Origin of the sequence: Nocardia cyriacigeorgica GUH-2, assembly GCF_000284035.1 — a bacterium.
Taxonomy (GTDB): Bacteria; Actinomycetota; Actinomycetes; order Mycobacteriales; family Mycobacteriaceae; genus Nocardia; species Nocardia cyriacigeorgica_B.
In genome coordinates this window covers 5236365-5250891 of sequence record NC_016887.1, presented here as the reverse complement: position 1 = coordinate 5250891, position 14527 = coordinate 5236365, and the positions used below count along the sequence as shown (strand labels likewise).

Annotated in this window: 19 protein-coding genes; 7 read left to right on the top strand and 12 right to left on the bottom strand. The window is 69.1% G+C overall.

Translation table 11 applies throughout. The features are described from left to right. Positions 1 to 9: 9 nt before the first annotated feature. Positions 10 to 705, top strand: coding sequence for a phosphoribosylglycinamide formyltransferase (purN, locus tag NOCYR_RS23760; RefSeq protein ID WP_014352961.1), 696 nt, complete (start codon positions 10 to 12; stop codon positions 703 to 705). Continuing rightward, positions 702 to 2264, top strand: a complete 1563-nt coding sequence (gene purH, locus NOCYR_RS23755; protein ID WP_014352960.1) for a bifunctional phosphoribosylaminoimidazolecarboxamide formyltransferase/IMP cyclohydrolase — start codon at positions 702 to 704, stop codon at positions 2262 to 2264. Before purN ends, purH begins: the two co-directional genes overlap by 4 nt. Before the next feature lie 72 nt (positions 2265 to 2336). On the opposite strand, the gene NOCYR_RS23750 is transcribed toward purH, so the two are convergent. From NOCYR_RS23750 to rpmB, 5 genes are all read right to left on the bottom strand, one after another. Next, positions 2337 to 2792 carry a hypothetical protein gene (locus NOCYR_RS23750; RefSeq protein ID WP_014352959.1) on the bottom strand — a complete coding sequence of 152 codons (456 nt, stop codon included), beginning with the start codon at positions 2790 to 2792 and terminating at the stop codon, positions 2337 to 2339. Positions 2793 to 2945: 153 nt separating this feature from the next. Next, positions 2946 to 3200, bottom strand: a complete 255-nt coding sequence (gene rpsR, locus NOCYR_RS23745; protein ID WP_011211513.1) for a 30S ribosomal protein S18 — start codon at positions 3198 to 3200, stop codon at positions 2946 to 2948. Between the two features lie 33 nt (positions 3201 to 3233). Next, positions 3234 to 3539, bottom strand: coding sequence for a 30S ribosomal protein S14 (gene rpsN, locus NOCYR_RS23740; protein ID WP_014352958.1), 306 nt, complete (start codon positions 3537 to 3539; stop codon positions 3234 to 3236). Continuing rightward, positions 3539 to 3709, bottom strand: a complete 171-nt coding sequence (gene rpmG / locus NOCYR_RS23735; RefSeq protein WP_048833653.1) for a 50S ribosomal protein L33 — start codon at positions 3707 to 3709, stop codon at positions 3539 to 3541. Before rpmG ends, rpsN begins: the two co-directional genes overlap by 1 nt. A gap of 13 nt (positions 3710 to 3722) precedes the next feature. Continuing rightward, on the bottom strand, positions 3723 to 3959 hold the full coding sequence (gene rpmB / locus NOCYR_RS23730; protein ID WP_014352957.1) for a 50S ribosomal protein L28: 237 nt from the start codon (positions 3957 to 3959) through the stop codon (positions 3723 to 3725). Positions 3960 to 4065: 106 nt separating this feature from the next. On the opposite strand from rpmB, the gene mrf reads away from it, so the two are divergent. From mrf to rpmF, 3 genes are read left to right on the top strand one after another with little or no spacing between them, the layout of a single operon-like run. Then, positions 4066 to 5355 carry a ribosome hibernation factor-recruiting GTPase MRF gene (gene mrf / locus NOCYR_RS23725; protein ID WP_014352956.1) on the top strand — a complete coding sequence of 430 codons (1290 nt, stop codon included), beginning with the start codon at positions 4066 to 4068 and terminating at the stop codon, positions 5353 to 5355. Between the two features lie 42 nt (positions 5356 to 5397). Next, positions 5398 to 5682: a type B 50S ribosomal protein L31 gene (locus NOCYR_RS23720; RefSeq protein ID WP_014352955.1), complete on the top strand. Its 285-nt coding sequence runs from the start codon at positions 5398 to 5400 to the stop codon at positions 5680 to 5682. Between the two features lies 1 nt (position 5683). Beyond that, positions 5684 to 5857, top strand: a complete 174-nt coding sequence (rpmF, locus tag NOCYR_RS23715) for a 50S ribosomal protein L32 (protein ID WP_048833652.1) — start codon at positions 5684 to 5686, stop codon at positions 5855 to 5857. A 76-nt stretch (positions 5858 to 5933) separates the two neighbouring features. Here rpmF and NOCYR_RS23710 read toward each other — a convergent pair whose 3' ends face one another. The 7 genes from NOCYR_RS23710 to NOCYR_RS23680 form a co-directional block, all read right to left on the bottom strand. Continuing rightward, positions 5934 to 6158, bottom strand: coding sequence for a hypothetical protein (locus NOCYR_RS23710; protein WP_014352954.1), 225 nt, complete (start codon positions 6156 to 6158; stop codon positions 5934 to 5936). Positions 6159 to 6590: 432 nt separating this feature from the next. Further along, entirely contained in the window at positions 6591 to 6869 is a 279-nt protein-coding gene (locus NOCYR_RS23705) for a hypothetical protein (protein WP_014352953.1), read from the bottom strand. A gap of 17 nt (positions 6870 to 6886) precedes the next feature. Further along, positions 6887 to 7705 (bottom strand): MHYT domain-containing protein, encoded by an 819-nt coding sequence (locus NOCYR_RS23700; protein WP_014352952.1) that lies wholly within the window; start codon positions 7703 to 7705, stop codon positions 6887 to 6889. Continuing rightward, positions 7698 to 8324, bottom strand: coding sequence for a GTP-binding protein (locus NOCYR_RS23695; protein WP_014352951.1), 627 nt, complete (start codon positions 8322 to 8324; stop codon positions 7698 to 7700). Before NOCYR_RS23695 ends, NOCYR_RS23700 begins: the two co-directional genes overlap by 8 nt. Next, positions 8314 to 8688 (bottom strand): DUF742 domain-containing protein, encoded by a 375-nt coding sequence (locus tag NOCYR_RS23690; protein WP_014352950.1) that lies wholly within the window; start codon positions 8686 to 8688, stop codon positions 8314 to 8316. The genes NOCYR_RS23695 and NOCYR_RS23690 overlap by 11 nt, the downstream gene beginning before the upstream one ends. Positions 8689 to 8695: 7 nt before the next feature. Continuing rightward, positions 8696 to 9109: a roadblock/LC7 domain-containing protein gene (locus NOCYR_RS23685; RefSeq protein WP_014352949.1), complete on the bottom strand. Its 414-nt coding sequence runs from the start codon at positions 9107 to 9109 to the stop codon at positions 8696 to 8698. Then, positions 9106 to 11895 (bottom strand): sensor histidine kinase, encoded by a 2790-nt coding sequence (locus NOCYR_RS23680; protein ID WP_014352948.1) that lies wholly within the window; start codon positions 11893 to 11895, stop codon positions 9106 to 9108. The genes NOCYR_RS23685 and NOCYR_RS23680 overlap by 4 nt, the downstream gene beginning before the upstream one ends. Positions 11896 to 12255: 360 nt before the next feature. Here NOCYR_RS23680 and NOCYR_RS23675 point away from each other — a divergent pair, with 360 nt between their 5' ends. Together NOCYR_RS23675 and NOCYR_RS23670 are read left to right on the top strand one after the other, a co-directional pair. Beyond that, positions 12256 to 12942, top strand: coding sequence for a response regulator transcription factor (locus tag NOCYR_RS23675; RefSeq protein ID WP_014352947.1), 687 nt, complete (start codon positions 12256 to 12258; stop codon positions 12940 to 12942). Positions 12943 to 12954: 12 nt separating this feature from the next. Continuing rightward, complete coding sequence (locus NOCYR_RS23670; protein WP_081505497.1) at positions 12955 to 14505, top strand: HAMP domain-containing sensor histidine kinase; 1551 nt, start codon at positions 12955 to 12957, stop codon at positions 14503 to 14505. The last annotated feature ends 22 nt before the right edge of the window (positions 14506 to 14527 follow it).

The following is a 14527-nucleotide window of genomic DNA, read 5'->3' as shown; positions in this document are numbered from 1 at the left end:
TCTACGACGGTGGCAACGATCCGGCCACCGTCCGACCCGACTTCCAGGAGTAGAGCGCTGACCTCCCCGGCCCCATCCGAAACGGCCCCGGCCACCGTCGTCGTACTCGCCTCGGGCACCGGATCGCTGCTGCGCGCGCTCATCGAGGCCACCCGGGCCCCCGGGTACCCGGCGCGGATCGTCGCCGTCGGAGTGGACCGCACCTGCGCCGCCACCGAGCACGCCGACGCCGCGGGCATCCCGCATTTCCGGGTCGCGCTCGGCGACCACCCCGATCGCAGCGCCTGGGATCACGCCCTGACCGAGGCCGTCGCGGCCTACGAGCCCGATCTGGTGGTCTCCGCCGGTTTCATGAAGATCCTCGGCCCGATGTTCCTGAAGCGGTTCGGCGGACGCATCATCAACACCCATCCCGCGCTGCTGCCCGCCTTCCCCGGCGCCCACGGCGTCCGCGACGCGCTCGCCTACGGCGTTCGGGTCACCGGGTCGACGGTGCACCTGGTGGACGAGGGCATCGACACCGGCCCGATCCTCGCCCAGGAAGCGGTCACGGTGCTGCCCGATGACGACGAGGCCACCCTGCACGAGCGCATCAAGGTTGTCGAGCGACGGTTGCTGGCGGAGGTTGTCGCCGCCGTCGCCACCCGAGGCATTGTCTCCGACGGACGAAAGGCAGTAATCCCAGATGAGCGAGTTTCCCGGTGAGTGAATCCAGCGACCGTAAGCCGATCAGCCGGGCGCTGGTGAGCGTCTACGACAAGACCGGGCTCGTGGAGCTCGCGACCGGCCTGCACGAGGCCGGGGTGGAGCTGGTCTCGACCGGGTCGACCGCCGCCCGCATCGCCGACGCGGGCATCCCGGTGACCAAGGTCGAAGACCTCACCGGATTCCCGGAGACGCTGGACGGCCGGGTCAAGACCCTGCACCCGCGCGTACACGCGGGCATCCTCGCCGACACCCGCAAGAGCGAGCACGTCGATCAGCTGGTCGAGCTGGGCGTCGAGGCGTTCCAGCTGGTGGTGGTGAACCTGTACCCGTTCACCGAGACGGTGGCCAGCGGCGCCGCGCCGGACGAATGCGTCGAGCAGATCGATATCGGCGGTCCGTCGATGGTGCGCGCGGCGGCCAAGAACCATCCCTCGGTGGGTGTGGTCGTCGACAGCGGCGATTACGAGCAGGTGCTCGCCGCCGTGCGCGCCGGCGGTTTCACCCTGGCCGAGCGGACGGCGTTGGCGGCCAAGGCCTTCCAGCACACCGCGAACTACGACGTGGCGGTGGCCAGCTGGATGACCAGCGTGCTCGCGCCCGGTGCCGAGCGTTTCCCGGACTGGATCGGTGGCAGCTGGGAGCGGGCCGCGGTGCTGCGCTACGGCGAGAACCCGCATCAGGAGGCCGCGCTCTACACCGCCAACGACGGCGCCCCCGGATTGGCGCAGGCGCGGCAGTTGCACGGCAAGGAGATGTCGTACAACAACTACGTCGACGCCGACGCCGCCTGGCGGGCCGCGCACGACCACACCGATCCCGCGGTGGCGATCATCAAGCACGCCAACCCGTGTGGCATCGCGTTGGGCGCCGATATCGCCGAGGCGCACCGCAAGGCGCACGCCTGCGATCCGGTGAGCGCCTACGGCGGCGTCATCGCGGCCAACCGTGAGGTGACCGTGGAGATGGCGCAGCAGGTCGCGGAGATCTTCACCGAGGTGATCGTCGCTCCGGCCTACGCCGACGGCGCGGTGGAAGTGTTGCAGCGCAAGAAGAATGTGCGCATCCTGGTCGCCGAGCCGCCGCGCCGGGCCGGGGTGGAGCTGCGGCCGATCAGCGGCGGCGCCCTGCTCCAGCAGCGCGACATCCTCGACGCCGAGGGTGACGATCCCGCCAACTGGACCCTGGTCGCCGGCGAGCCCGCCGACGAGCAGACCCTGGCCGATCTGGCTTTCGCCTGGCGGGCCTGCCGCGCGGTGAAGTCCAACGCCATCCTGCTCGCCCACGACGGCGCTTCCGTCGGCGTGGGCATGGGTCAGGTGAACCGGGTCGACGCGGTCGGACTGGCGGTGCAGCGGGCCGGGGACCGGGTCAAGGGTTCGGTCGCCGCCTCCGACGCCTTCTTCCCGTTCCCGGACGGCCCGGAGGCACTCATCCAGGCCGGTGTGCGGGCGATCGTGCACCCGGGTGGATCGGTGCGCGACCAGGAGACCATCGACGTTGCGCGGGCGGCGGGCGTCACCGTCTACCTGACGGGTTCGCGGCACTTCGCGCACTGAGAATCGACCGACGCCGAGACGCCGCGTCCGGGGCCAACGCCCGGGCCGCGGTGTCCGTCGTTTCGGGCTCCCTCACACAGCGCTGCGTACTTCCCGATCACCCACCGGCGCCTGCAATTGCAACTCCAGCGTCCCGAAGACCGCGATCATCACGCACATCTTGCCCACCGCGTCGGCCCGTGTGCCCGAACGCAATTCGATGGTGACGGCCTCGTCGGTCTCGGTGACGGTGGCGTCCACGCCGTAGCACTCCGGCGATCCGGTCTCGAAGCTGATCGCGATCCGGTTGCCGGGCAAGGCAGTCCACGAGGTGAACGGGATCGGGTGGGCGCCGACGATGGTGGAGTCGGCGGTGAACGGCTCGCCCGTGGCGGCGGACGGGTTCTCGGTCGGGGTGCTCGGCGCGGAAGTGGTTACCGAGCTCGTAACCTCTTGTGCGGCATCGTCATCGGAGCCGCCGCAGGCGACGACGGACAGTCCGGTGACGACGAGGGCGAGCAGGGTGGCACAGCCACGGCGCAGCGACATGGGCACACCTTAACGCAGCCGGTCGCCACGTCTGCTGCGCGTTCGCCCCGGACGCGACAAGGCCCCCGATGACGCATCGGGGGCCTTGTTCGGCGCGGGATCGGTGCCGTGCGTTGTCGCGGTGCCGCGAGCTGGTGGACGCGGCGGCGCGGCTCAGCGGCTGGTGAACGGGAGCAGCGCCATCTCCCTGGCGTTCTTCACCGCCACCGCCACCTGACGCTGCTGTTGCGGGGTGAGGCCGGTGACGCGGCGGCTGCGGATCTTGCCTCGATCGGAGATGAAGGTGCGCAGCAGGTTGACGTCTTTGTAGTCGACGGTCTCGATGCCGGCGGCGATCAGCGGATTCTTCTTGGGTCTGCGGGCCTGCTCGGCGCGGACCTTCTTCGACGGTGCTCGCTTCACTGCCATAAGTCGGGTTCCTTACTCACGAGATCAGTGGTTCTACCAGCTCGATTTGTGCACACCGGGCAACTCTCCCCGATGGGCCAGCTCGCGTACGCGTACCCGAGAGAGCCCGAACTTCCGGAGATGTCCGCGCGGTCGTCCGTCTGCGGCGTCCCGATTGCGCAATCGTACCGGACTGGCGTCGCGGGGCAGGCGCTGTAGGGCGGACTGGGCCGCGGCCCGTTCGGCGTCGCCGGTGGCCGGGTTGCGGATCAGTTCCTTGAGCTCGGCGCGGCGTGCGGCGTAGCGAGCGACGATCTGTTTGCGCTGTTCGTTGCGGGCGATCTTGGACTTCTTGGCCATCAGCGTTCCTCTCGGAAGTCCACGTGCCTGCGCACCACCGGATCGTATTTGCGCAGCACCATGCGGTCGGGGTCGTTGCGCCGGTTCTTGCGGGTGACGTAGGTGTAGCCGGTGCCCGCGGTGGACTTCAGCTTGATCACCGGACGGATGTCGGTCGATTTCGATGCCATCGTGATGCTCCGCTCAGATCTTGTCGCCGCGCGCCCGGATGCGGGCCACCACGGCCTCGATCCCGTCGCGGTCGATGGTCTTGATGCCCTTGGCCGAGACGGTGAGCGTGATGCGGCGGTCTTCGCTGGGCAGGTAGTAGGTCTTGCGCTGGATGTTCGGGTTCCAGCGCCGGTTGGTCCGCTTGTGTGAATGCGAGACGGACTTGCCGAAACCGGGCCGGCGGCCGGTGACCTGGCAGTGGGCCGACATGGCGGGCTCCCTCCAATAGGTGATGACAATCGTTTTCGACAACGACCGTTCCGCACTGTACCGTGTGGCGAGCCGTTAATGAAAACCGTTACCGAAAGGGGTTGCTGTGATTCCCGATCGCAGAACACCGGTCGTGGTGGTCGCCGGGGCCTCGGGCCGCGCCACCGAGGGAGTCGACCAGGTGGCGCGGGCGTTGGGCACTGCCCCCGGCACCGTCGTCGTGCGCCACGATCTGGCCGAACTGCGGGAGGGCATCGTCCGCCGGACGGTGCGCGAGGGCGTCAAGGAGAGCGTCGAAGTCCTGGAGCTGGCGCATGGGTGCGTGTCCTGCACCCTGCGCGCGGATCTGCTCCCGCTGCTGTGCACGCTGGCCGCCCGCGATTCGGTGACGCGCATCGTGCTCGCTCTGGACCCGGCGTTCGAAGCCGAAGCGGTCTGCCAGGCCATCGATGACGTCGTCGTCGCGGGTGTGGTCGGCCGCATCGACGGCCCGGCGCGTCGCGACGTGCGTATCGAAGCCGTGCTGACCTGCGCCGATGCCCGGATTTGGCTGGCCGAGGCCACCGGTGACGACACCCTTGCCGAATGCGGTCTCGCCACCGCCGACGACGACCGCACGGTGGCCCAGGTCGCGGTCGGCCAGGTCGATTTCGCCGACGGGCTCGTCGTCACCGGCGCCCACCAGGTCGACGCGCTGGATCGCGAACGTCTCGGTGCCGTGTTCAGCCGCCTGGTCCCGCAGGCGCCGGTGTACTGGGGCACCGCCGAGCCGATCGCCCCGGCCGAGGTGGACGCGCTGATCGGCCGGATCCCGGCGGACTCGCGCCGCGGCCGGGTGTTCGACGCGCACGCGCCGCTGCTGCGCGGCCAACCGCCGCTGGGTACCGAGCACGGGGTGACGCTGGTGGAATTCGCCGCCGGCCGCCCGTTCCATCCGGGACGGCTGCACGAGGCGCTGGATGTGCTGTTCGAGGGCGTGGTCACCGCGCGCGGCCGGTTGTGGCTGGCCACCCAGCCGGAGGAAGTGGTCTGGCTGGAATCGGCCGGTGGCGGGCTGCGGGTCGGCGGCGCCGGTCGCTGGCTGGCCGCGATGACGCCCGACGAACTCGCCGACGCCGACCCGGATCGCCGGGCCATGGCGGCGCTGCGCTGGGACGACCGTTTCGGCGACCGCGATGTCTCGCTGGTGATCCTGGTGCACGACGCCGATCCCGCCGATATCCGCCACGCCCTGCACTGGGCGCTGGTCGAAGACGACGAGCTGCGGTTGGTGGAGCGGGCGCCCGAGCGAGTGGCGCAGTGGGACGACCCGTTCGGCGAGTGGCATGCCGACCCGTGCGAATCCGGTGAGTCCACCGGACTGCCCATCGCCGGAGACCAGCGCAGCGCTGACTGAACGGCTGCGCCCGGAAAGACTTCACGACAGAAAGGACGACCGATGAAAGCAGGGATACACCCGGACTACCACCCGGTGGTGTTCGAGGATTCGAGCACCGGCAAACGGTTCCTGACCAGGTCCACCGCCACCAGTGACCGGACGGTGGAGTGGACCGACGGGCAGACCTACCCCTTGCTGGTGGTCGACGTCACCGCGGATTCCCACCCGTTCTGGACCGGCGCCCACCGGGTGCTCGATACCCAGGGCCGGGTGGAGAAGTTCGAGCGCAGATATGGCAGGCGGGCGCGCGGTGCGCAGCCCCAGCCCGGACGAGGGGAGGGCTGACATGGCGGTTCCCAAGCGCAAGATGTCGCGGTCCAATACCCGCAGCCGGCGCTCGAACTGGAAAGCGACACCGCCGGATCTGGTGCCGGTTACGGTCGGCGGTGTCGTGCATCGGGTTCCGCGCCGCCTTGTCCAAGCGGTGCGTCGCGGGCTGATCGACCCGGAACGGATCTGAGGCATTCCGTTCGCCCGCAATGCGCAGGGCGGCATCGCGTCATCGCGGCGCCGCCCTGTTCAGTTCGCCTGTGTACTCAGCCTTCTTGCTCTTTGAGCGCAACCAGCGCCGCGGCGAGCTGGAAGAACTTGTTGTTGCCCAGATCTGCAATGGACTTGATCTTCAGAGCGTCCAGCAGCTGTTTGTCGTGAGCCTCGGTGAGGCCGGCGAGCGCCGACGGGGGCGCGGCGAGGATCTCCGCGAGGGACTTGTTCTCGTACTCCTTGTCGAGCACCTTGTCGAGCACAACGTTGACGGCCATACGAAACTCCTTCGGACGAACCTGCATGTGCGATGCGACGATAGCGCGCAGAATCGTGTCAGGGGGCCTGAACTCGAACAGAAGTCGGCTACCGGCGCGCCACTATTTCCCGGCGGTTCACCCGGCATACGCTTACGGCGATCACGAACCGATGGCAATCGGCTGGTTATCCTTGGCGCCGAACCGACTTGGCGATACAGTCGAAGTACTGATTGCGAGTGGATTGCCGACTCTCGAATTTCGTACCGAGAGTTGGTTTTTGGCCTGAGTAAAAGTCCGGCCGCACTGATGATTTCGGGATCGCCCGCCGGTACCCTCGTTCGGGAGGGCGGGTTCTCCTGAAAAGGAGAACCCGCTCATCGCCAAGAATTCTCCGGCCCTCGCCGAAACCACCGCACCTGCCGCGATTCTCGACTCGCGCGCTCCGCGACCTCAGCCGCGATCGGCCTCAGCGCGCTCGGCCGCGCCGGAATCCGCACCCCCGCAGCACGGCAACCCCGGCAGCACCTGCACCGCCGCCCCGACCCGGCGCAACACCTCCCCGATCACCGCCGCGGGCAGCGACAACAGCCCCCACAGCGACGGCCCGGCCAACTGCTCGACCCGATCCACCAGATCGGCGACGGTCGCCTCCAGGTCACTGACCTCGGTGCGCAATTCTCCGATCTGCGCACGCAACTCACGCAACAGCGCTTCCTGCTCGGCCGTCACCGCGCCCCCGCCCGACCTCAGTGCGCCGGCTCGAGCACCGGACGCGGCGTCGGATCCACCGCGGCCAACTCCCGGCGATCCGGCGCCACCAGCACCGCGGTGATCGGCAACGCCAGCGCCAGCGAACCGAGCACGAACATCGGGAACACGAAGTCGAACAACTGCATCCCGGCCGGGGACTCGGCAGCATCGTCGATACTGAACCCGAGCGCGGCCACCCCGGTGTAGTACACCGCGGCCACACCGACGGCGAACACCACGATCGTCGCGATCCGCGCGGCGAGCACCTGCCGCGACTGGAACACCCACAGGCCGGCGATCGCCAGCAGCACCGCGATCAGCGTCGCCACCACCAGCAGCCACACCGTCAGCTCGACCGAGCCCTGCACGTCCACCGAAGACAGCTGCAGGTACTGCATCAGCCCCCCGCCGAGTCCGATCACCAGCCCGCCGGTCAGCAGTCGCGGCCACCGCAGCTCGCGTCCGGCGATCACCAGCCCGGCGAACACCGCGATGACGATCACCGCCAGCGAAACACCCAGTGTGGCCGCGTCATAACGCAGCACCGCCCCCGGCACCGCCACCCCGAGCAGCGGGACCGCCGTCGCCAGCCAGATCCCGACACCGCCCATCGACACCGCCGCCGCGGCCAGCCAGACCGGACGGAACCGGGCCGAACGCCGGCCGTGCACCACACAGGCCAGTCCGACCAGCGCGCCGAGCGCGGACATTCCCAGCGACAGCCCGATGAGCCAATAACCCATCGCGAACCACTCCATCTCGGCGTTCGCGTCGGCCGCGAGCAGACCGGTCGCCGAAGCCAGCGTGTCAGCCATGCCGGGCGGCCCCTTCCAGTTCCATGGCCTGCAATTCCGAGATCGCGTACTCGGTGACCGCGGCCAGCGCCTGGCGCACCTCGACCGCGTTGCGCGCGTCGATGTCCACGATCGGCACACCGGGACGCACCGACAGCGCCTCACGCAACTCCGCGATCGGGAACCGCGGGGCATCCGGGAAACGGTTGACCGCGATCAGGAACGGCAGCTTGCGCGCCTCGAAGAAGTCGACGGCCGCGAAGCTGTCCTCCAGCCTGCGGGTATCGATGAGCACCACGGCGCCGATGGCACCGCGGATCAGGTCGTCCCACATGAACCAGAACCGGCGCTGGCCGGGCGTGCCGAACAGGTAGAGCACCAGATTGCCCGGCAGGATGATCCGGCCGAAATCCATGGCGACGGTGGTCGTCTCCTTCTCCGGGGTATCGGCGAGATCGTCGATACCGTCGGAGAACCGGGTGACCATCGCCTCGGTGCGCAGCGGAACGATCTCCGAGACCGCACCGACGAAAGTGGTCTTGCCCGCACCGAAACCACCGGCGACGACGATCTTGGTCGACGCGGTGCGGTTGTCGGTGTCCTCGGGCGCGGAGCCCCGATCCGGTCTCCTATAGGGCACGGAGTCCACGCAATGTCCTCTCCATCAGGGAACGGCGTTCGTCATAGCTCGCCTGTTCGGTCAGAGTCGAATGCACTCGCAGGTTCCCGTCCACGACGAGATCGCCGATAACGACCCGGACCATACCGAGCGGACGATCCAGGTGTGCGGCGATTTCGGCAACTGAGAGCAGGTGCGCACCGAGACGCAGGATTTCGATGCGGATATCACCGGAGGGCCACTCACCGCGCGGGGTATAGGAGATGGTCTCGATGACCGCCTCCAGCGGCAGGTCGACCGCCGGCTCGGTGCGCCCCGACGTCAGGGCATAGGGTCTGACGCGAGTGGTTGGCCGGTTGTACGGCCCGGAGCCGAATGAGGACATGGATCACTCAGACGGCAGTGCGGGCGGTGGCGGAAACCACCGAGCCCACTCGATCGACCAGCAACGCCATCTCGTAGCCGATGCGGCCGATATCGTGCGACTTGTTCGCCAGCACCGCCAGATGCGAGCCGTTGCCGACGCTCATCACCAGCAGGTAGCCGCGTTGCATCTCCACGATCGACTGCATCACCTTGCCGCCGTCGAAAAGCTGTGCGGCACCGGTGGACAGACTCGCCAGGCCGGCGGTCACCGCGGCCAGCTGTTCGGCGCGGTCGGCGGGCAGATGCGGGCTGGTGGCCTGCAACAGGCCGTCCGCCGACACCAGGACCGCGTGGGAGACACCGGGTACGTCCCGGGTGAACCGGGCGACCAGCCAATTCAGGTTCTCGTCCGTGGTGCTGTTCGGGTTCGGGTTGGTCATGCAAGCCCTCCGTCGTTGTGCTGCGCTTCGGCCCGCCCGCTGCGGACCCCACTGAGATGCCTGGTCAGGTTGTTCCGGATCTCCTCCGGATCACGCGCGCCCGCCTCTTCGACCGGGGCCAGGCCACCCGGCACCAGTTGCGCACCCGGCCTGCGGATCGGCAGGCCGCCGACCGTCCGGGCGCTGGTGGTCGGCTTGGCGGCATCCTCGGCCGCCATCCAGCCGGCATCCGCGGGGGAGGACCAGGTGCCGCTCGACGGCTGCGCGGTGGCGGGCTCGACCAGCCACTCCGAGACCATGCGCTGATAGATCGGGGTCGGCGAATCGCCGCCGACCGGGTGCAGGCGGGTCGAGGTCGAGGTCGCCGCCGCGGATTCGGCGGTGACGGTGACGGTCTCGGGCTCCTGCGGCCGCGGCGGCTCCGGGGCCTGCTGCTGCGGCTCGTCGCGCACCGGCGCCGGACGCCGGATCGGCAGCCCGGAACCGGCGGTGGTGGCGCGCGGTTCGGGTTCGGGCTGCGGCGCCACGATCGGGTGTTCCTTGGTTTCGGCCCACAGGCCCGTCGGCTCTTCCTCGGGTTCGGCGCTGACGATCCGGTTCGGCCCGGTCTCGGCGTCGCCGGGATGCGGCTCCGGGGTCGGCGGGCCGAACGGGGTGTTGGTGGAACGATCCTCGGCGCCGGAATCCGGTCGCGCACTCGCGGGCACCGACACCGTCGGCTGCTCGGGCGGCTCGGCCACCCGGATGGACGGACGACGCTGCGGCAGCCCGGAACTGGTGGTGCCCCACGACGACAGCGGTACCGGCTCGGATTCGGGTGCGGGGGCGGGCGCCTCCGGCAGGCTCGGCACCGGCACCAGGGTCCGCTGCGGCGGCGCGCCGGGCGGCAGCGCGGCGAAAGGATCGGTCTGCGGCTTGCCGTCGGCGTCGTCCATCGCGGGCGCCACCAGTGCGCCGGGCAGATGCACGCTCGCGGTGATACCGGGCTGCTGCGCCATGGTCGAGGTGCGGCGCAGGCTGACGGTGATGTTGTGCCGCTTGGCCAGCCGGCCGACCACGAACAGGCCCATCCGGCGGGCGGTTTCGACGGTGACCTCACCACCGGAGGCGAGGCGTTCGTTGGTGGCCTGCAGGTCCTCGGCCGACATGCCGAGGCCGCGGTCGGTGATCTCGATCAGGTAGCCGCCGTCGACCGCGCGCGAGACCGTCACCGCGACCGGGGTGGTCGGCGGCGAGTAGCGCAGCGCGTTGTCGATCAGCTCGGCGAGCAGATGCTCGATGTCGACGGCGGGCTCACCGGCGACGACACCGTCGGGCACAGTGCCGATCTCGACCCGCTGATAGTCCTCGACCTGGGAGACCGCACTCCACAGCATGTCCGACAGCGGCACCGGCTGAAGCTGGCCGCGGCGCAACGCGGTACCGGCCAGCACCAGCAGGTTGTCGCCGTTGCGGCGCATGCGGGTGGCGAGGTGGTCGAGGCGGAACAGGCTCTGCAACCGCTCGCTGTTGTCCTCGTCGTGTTCGAGGTCCTCGATCAGCGCCAGCTGCTGTTCCACCAGCGACTGGCTGCGCCGCGACAGGGTCTCGAACATGTTGCCGATCTGCACCCGCAGACGGGCCTGCTCGGCGGCGAGATTGAGCGCCTGTTCGTGCATTTCGTCGACGGCTCGGGCCAGCTGGCCGATCTCGTCGGTGGTGTGCACGGCGACCGGGGTGATGGCGGGGGTGGTGCCACCGGCACGCACCACCGACAGCTCGTCGGGCAGCTTGACGTGCGCGACCTCGAGCGCGTCGCGCCGCAGCCTGCGCACCGGGACGACCAGGGTCCGCGCGACCGCCAGCGCCAGCGCCAGACCGGCCAGCAGCACCGCGATCACGATGGTGGTCTCACGCAGCGCGCTGTTCTGCGCGGTGGTGGTGCGTTCGAGCAGTGCGGCATCGATGATGTCGGTCAGCTGCGCGGTGGTCGCGTCGTAGGTGTCGGCACTGACCTGCAACGAGTCCAGCACCGCCGGATTGCTCGCCGGGTCGGCGGTGTTCTGGCTGAAGGTCGCCAACCGGGTCTGCACCGCGTCCAGCAGCGGACGCATATTGCCCGCCAGCTCCGGCAGAATCTGGCCGTACTGGTAGATCATGGTCAGCTCGGCACCGGCGGAGGTGAGTACGCGGGCCCGCATGCTCGGATTGCGCGCGGCGTCGGGCGAGCTGATCAGCATGCGCTGCTCGGTGAGCACCCGGCGCGCGGTCTGAATCGTGGTCAGCTGGAGAAAGTATCGCTGGATGACGAGGTCTTCCACCGAGGGCGACAGCGCCAGCGCGTTACCGATGCGCATGCCGATCTCGTCGGCCTGATCGCCGACCATCGCAGGCGATCCGCTGCGCAGGCTGTTGCGCATGGTGGTGCCGATGGCCACCGCGGAGGACAGCTCGGCGGTCACCTTGCCGCTCACGCCGGTGTCCTGGAGCGCGGTTTCCATATCGGCCAGGGCCTGATCGAACCGGGTCAGCGCGGCGTCGGTGCGCGGGTCGGCGGGGTTGCCCCAGCTCGAGGTCGCGGTCACGGCCAGATGTTCGGTGGCGGTACCGAACTTGACGATGGGCCGGATGATGATGGCCTGTTCGGTGGCCGCATCCAGCTGGTCCATGGTCTGGAGTTCGTTGTTGATTCGCAGTACCGCGAACACGGTGGCCAGGACCACCGGCAGCACCAGCACGATGCCGACCTTGCGGGTAACCGACCAGTTGGGCAGGCTGAATTGCCAGGGTCGCGGTGCAGCTTCCATCCGCTTGTGTCGCCTCCGCATCACGAGTGACCCCGGCCGTGCGTGGGGAGTTCTGGATTCGATGCGAACCGCGCCAGAACCAACCTGAGGTCTTCTTTTTACCGCAGGGAACATACCCCGCAGCGGGAGCATCGGCAATCTGGACGTTCCCCGTGTTAAACCTCGAATATGGCCGTGGAGAACAAGTTTCGCGTATGAATGATTTCCTGCACCCGTGTTCGCCCCGCTATCGGATGAATCCCCAGGTCAAGATCATTTATCGGCGTACCGGCAAACATTTCGATGCCCGTTCGCGCCGGTGGCGGCGTGTCGGGACGGCCCTCTCAGTCGGCTCTCAGTCGATGCGGTCAAACTGGGGACATGCGCATTCTGGTAGTCGACGACGATCGCGCCGTCCGGGAATCGCTGCGGCGGTCGCTGACCTTCAACGGCTACACCGTCGACCTCGCGGTCGATGGTGTCGACGCACTGGACAAAGTCACCGCGCAACGACCGGACGCGCTCGTGCTCGATGTGATGATGCCGCGCCTGGACGGCCTGGAGGTTTGCCGCCGTTTGCGCAGCACCGGCGACGATCTGCCGATTCTGGTTTTGACCGCCCGGGATTCGGTTTCCGAACGGGTGGCCGGGCTCGACGCGGGCGCCGACGACTATTTGCCGAAACCATTCGCGCTCGAAGAATTGCTCGCCCGGTTGCGCGCGTTGCTGCGCCGTCGCGCCAGCGACCCGGGTGAGACATCGGAAACGATGCGGTTCGCCGATCTGTCGCTGGATCCGGTCACCCGTGAGGTGTTGCGTGGATCTCGGTCGATCAGCCTCACCCGCACCGAGTTCTCACTGCTGGAAATGTTGATGGCCAATCCGCGCCGGGTGCTGACCCGCGGCCGGATTCTGGAAGAGGTCTGGGGCTACGACTTCCCGACCTCCGGCAATGCGCTCGAGGTCTACATCGGCTATCTGCGGCGCAAGACCGAGGCCGAGGGCGAGCCGCGGTTGATCCACACGGTGCGCGGGGTCGGCTACGTACTGCGGGAGACACCGCCGTAGGCGGGCGCGGACATGGCACGTTCAGCTTCCAAACGGCCGGGAAAATCCGGCACCGCCGCGGGTGTGGCACCACTGGGCCCGGCCCGTCGCGGGCTCGACGAGCCCGCGCCCATGCGCCCGCCCACCCCACTGACCCGCACGGTCTCACTGCGCTGGCGGGTGACGCTGCTGGCCGCCTCGGTGGTGGCCATCGCCGTCGCGGTCACCTCCATCGCCGCCTACGCGATGGTGGCGCGCGCGCTCTACGGCGACGTGGACGCCCAGCTGCGCGCCCGGGCCGCGACCATGATCAGCGGCGATATCGACAGCATGGCGTTCCAGTCGCTCGGGGTGGCGACACTGTTCTCCAACAACATCGGCGTCGGCCTGATCTACCCGTTCTCGGTGTCCTCGCCGACCGCGCCGGAGGGGGAACGCCCGCCCGACAGCCTGCCGGTCTACATCCCGCCGCAGCCCACCAAACCGCCCATCGGCACCGAGGAGATCGCGGTCGCCAAGGGCGAGCACACCTCGTCGCTGCGCACCTACAACAACCAGCGGGTGCTGGCCCGGCGCATGGATTCGGGTGTCACGCTGGTGATCTCCCAGCGCCTGGAACCCACCCGTGAGGTGCTCGACCGGCTGGCCTGGCTGCTGTTCGTGGTCGGCGGATGCGGCGTGCTGCTGGCCGCCGCGGCCGGTACCGCGGTCGGGCGCACCGGATTGCGGCCCATCGCCCGGCTCACCGCGGCCACCGAACGCGTGGCCCGCACCGACGACTTGACCCCGATCCCGGTCACCGGTGACGACGAGCTGGCCCGGCTCACCGAGAGTTTCAACACCATGCTGCGCGCGCTGGCCGAATCCCGCGACCGGCAGCGGCGGCTGGTCGCCGACGCCGGCCACGAGCTGCGCACCCCGCTGACCTCGCTGCGCACCAACATGGAACTGCTGATCGCCGCGGGCCGGCCGGGCGCGCCGCGGATTCCGGACGAGGACATGGCCGAACTGCGCGCCGATGTGGTGGCCCAGATCGAGGAGCTGTCCACCCTCGTCGGCGACCTGGTCGACCTGGCCAGGGAGGACGCGCCGGAAACCGTTTACGAGCGCGTCGATCTCGGCGAGGTGGCCGAGCGGGCACTCGAACGCGCCCGGCGCCGTCGCGGCTCCATCGAGTTCGTCGCGGCACTGCGGCCGTGGTTCGTCTACGGCCATGAGGCCGGCTTGGAGCGGGCGATCCTGAACGTCCTCGACAACGCCGCGAAGTGGAGCCCGGCCGGTGCCCAGGTGCGGGTGAGCATGGCCGAGGTGGGGCGCGGGCTGCTGGAGCTGTCGGTCGACGACGCCGGCCCCGGCATCCCGCCGGCCGAACGCGAGCTGGTCTTCGAGCGGTTCTACCGCACCACCGCCTCGCGCTCGATGCCCGGTTCCGGCCTCGGGCTGGCGATTGTGAAACAGGTCGTGACAAAACACGGCGGCACCATCACGATCGATACGTCCGAACGCGGCGGCGCGCTGATCCGCATCGTGCTGCCGGGTGAGGCGGGCGCGCCGACGGCGGCCGTCGAGGACGAGGCGGAGTAGCCAGGTCGGGCCGCCTCGATCC

What these genes read in the sequence shown, in the direction of transcription:
- NOCYR_RS23685 (WP_014352949.1), bottom strand. Translation starts at nt 9,109, where the DNA reads ATGACCAACCCGAACCCGAACAGCACCACGGACGAGAACCTGAATTGG.
- NOCYR_RS23675 (WP_014352947.1), top strand. Translation starts at nt 12,256, where the DNA reads ATGCGCATTCTGGTAGTCGACGACGATCGCGCCGTCCGGGAATCGCTG.
- NOCYR_RS23720 (WP_014352955.1), top strand. Translation starts at nt 5,398, where the DNA reads ATGAAAGCAGGGATACACCCGGACTACCACCCGGTGGTGTTCGAGGAT.
- rpmF (WP_048833652.1), top strand. Translation starts at nt 5,684, where the DNA reads ATGGCGGTTCCCAAGCGCAAGATGTCGCGGTCCAATACCCGCAGCCGG.
- NOCYR_RS23670 (WP_081505497.1), top strand. Translation starts at nt 12,955, where the DNA reads ATGGCACGTTCAGCTTCCAAACGGCCGGGAAAATCCGGCACCGCCGCG.
- rpmG (WP_048833653.1), bottom strand. Translation starts at nt 3,709, where the DNA reads ATGGCATCGAAATCGACCGACATCCGTCCGGTGATCAAGCTGAAGTCC.
- rpsR (WP_011211513.1), bottom strand. Translation starts at nt 3,200, where the DNA reads ATGGCAGTGAAGCGAGCACCGTCGAAGAAGGTCCGCGCCGAGCAGGCC.
- rpsN (WP_014352958.1), bottom strand. Translation starts at nt 3,539, where the DNA reads ATGGCCAAGAAGTCCAAGATCGCCCGCAACGAACAGCGCAAACAGATC.
- NOCYR_RS23680 (WP_014352948.1), bottom strand. Translation starts at nt 11,895, where the DNA reads ATGGAAGCTGCACCGCGACCCTGGCAATTCAGCCTGCCCAACTGGTCG.
- NOCYR_RS23750 (WP_014352959.1), bottom strand. Translation starts at nt 2,792, where the DNA reads ATGTCGCTGCGCCGTGGCTGTGCCACCCTGCTCGCCCTCGTCGTCACC.
- NOCYR_RS23690 (WP_014352950.1), bottom strand. Translation starts at nt 8,688, where the DNA reads ATGTCCTCATTCGGCTCCGGGCCGTACAACCGGCCAACCACTCGCGTC.
- rpmB (WP_014352957.1), bottom strand. Translation starts at nt 3,959, where the DNA reads ATGTCGGCCCACTGCCAGGTCACCGGCCGCCGGCCCGGTTTCGGCAAG.
- NOCYR_RS23710 (WP_014352954.1), bottom strand. Translation starts at nt 6,158, where the DNA reads ATGGCCGTCAACGTTGTGCTCGACAAGGTGCTCGACAAGGAGTACGAG.
- NOCYR_RS23700 (WP_014352952.1), bottom strand. Translation starts at nt 7,705, where the DNA reads ATGGCTGACACGCTGGCTTCGGCGACCGGTCTGCTCGCGGCCGACGCG.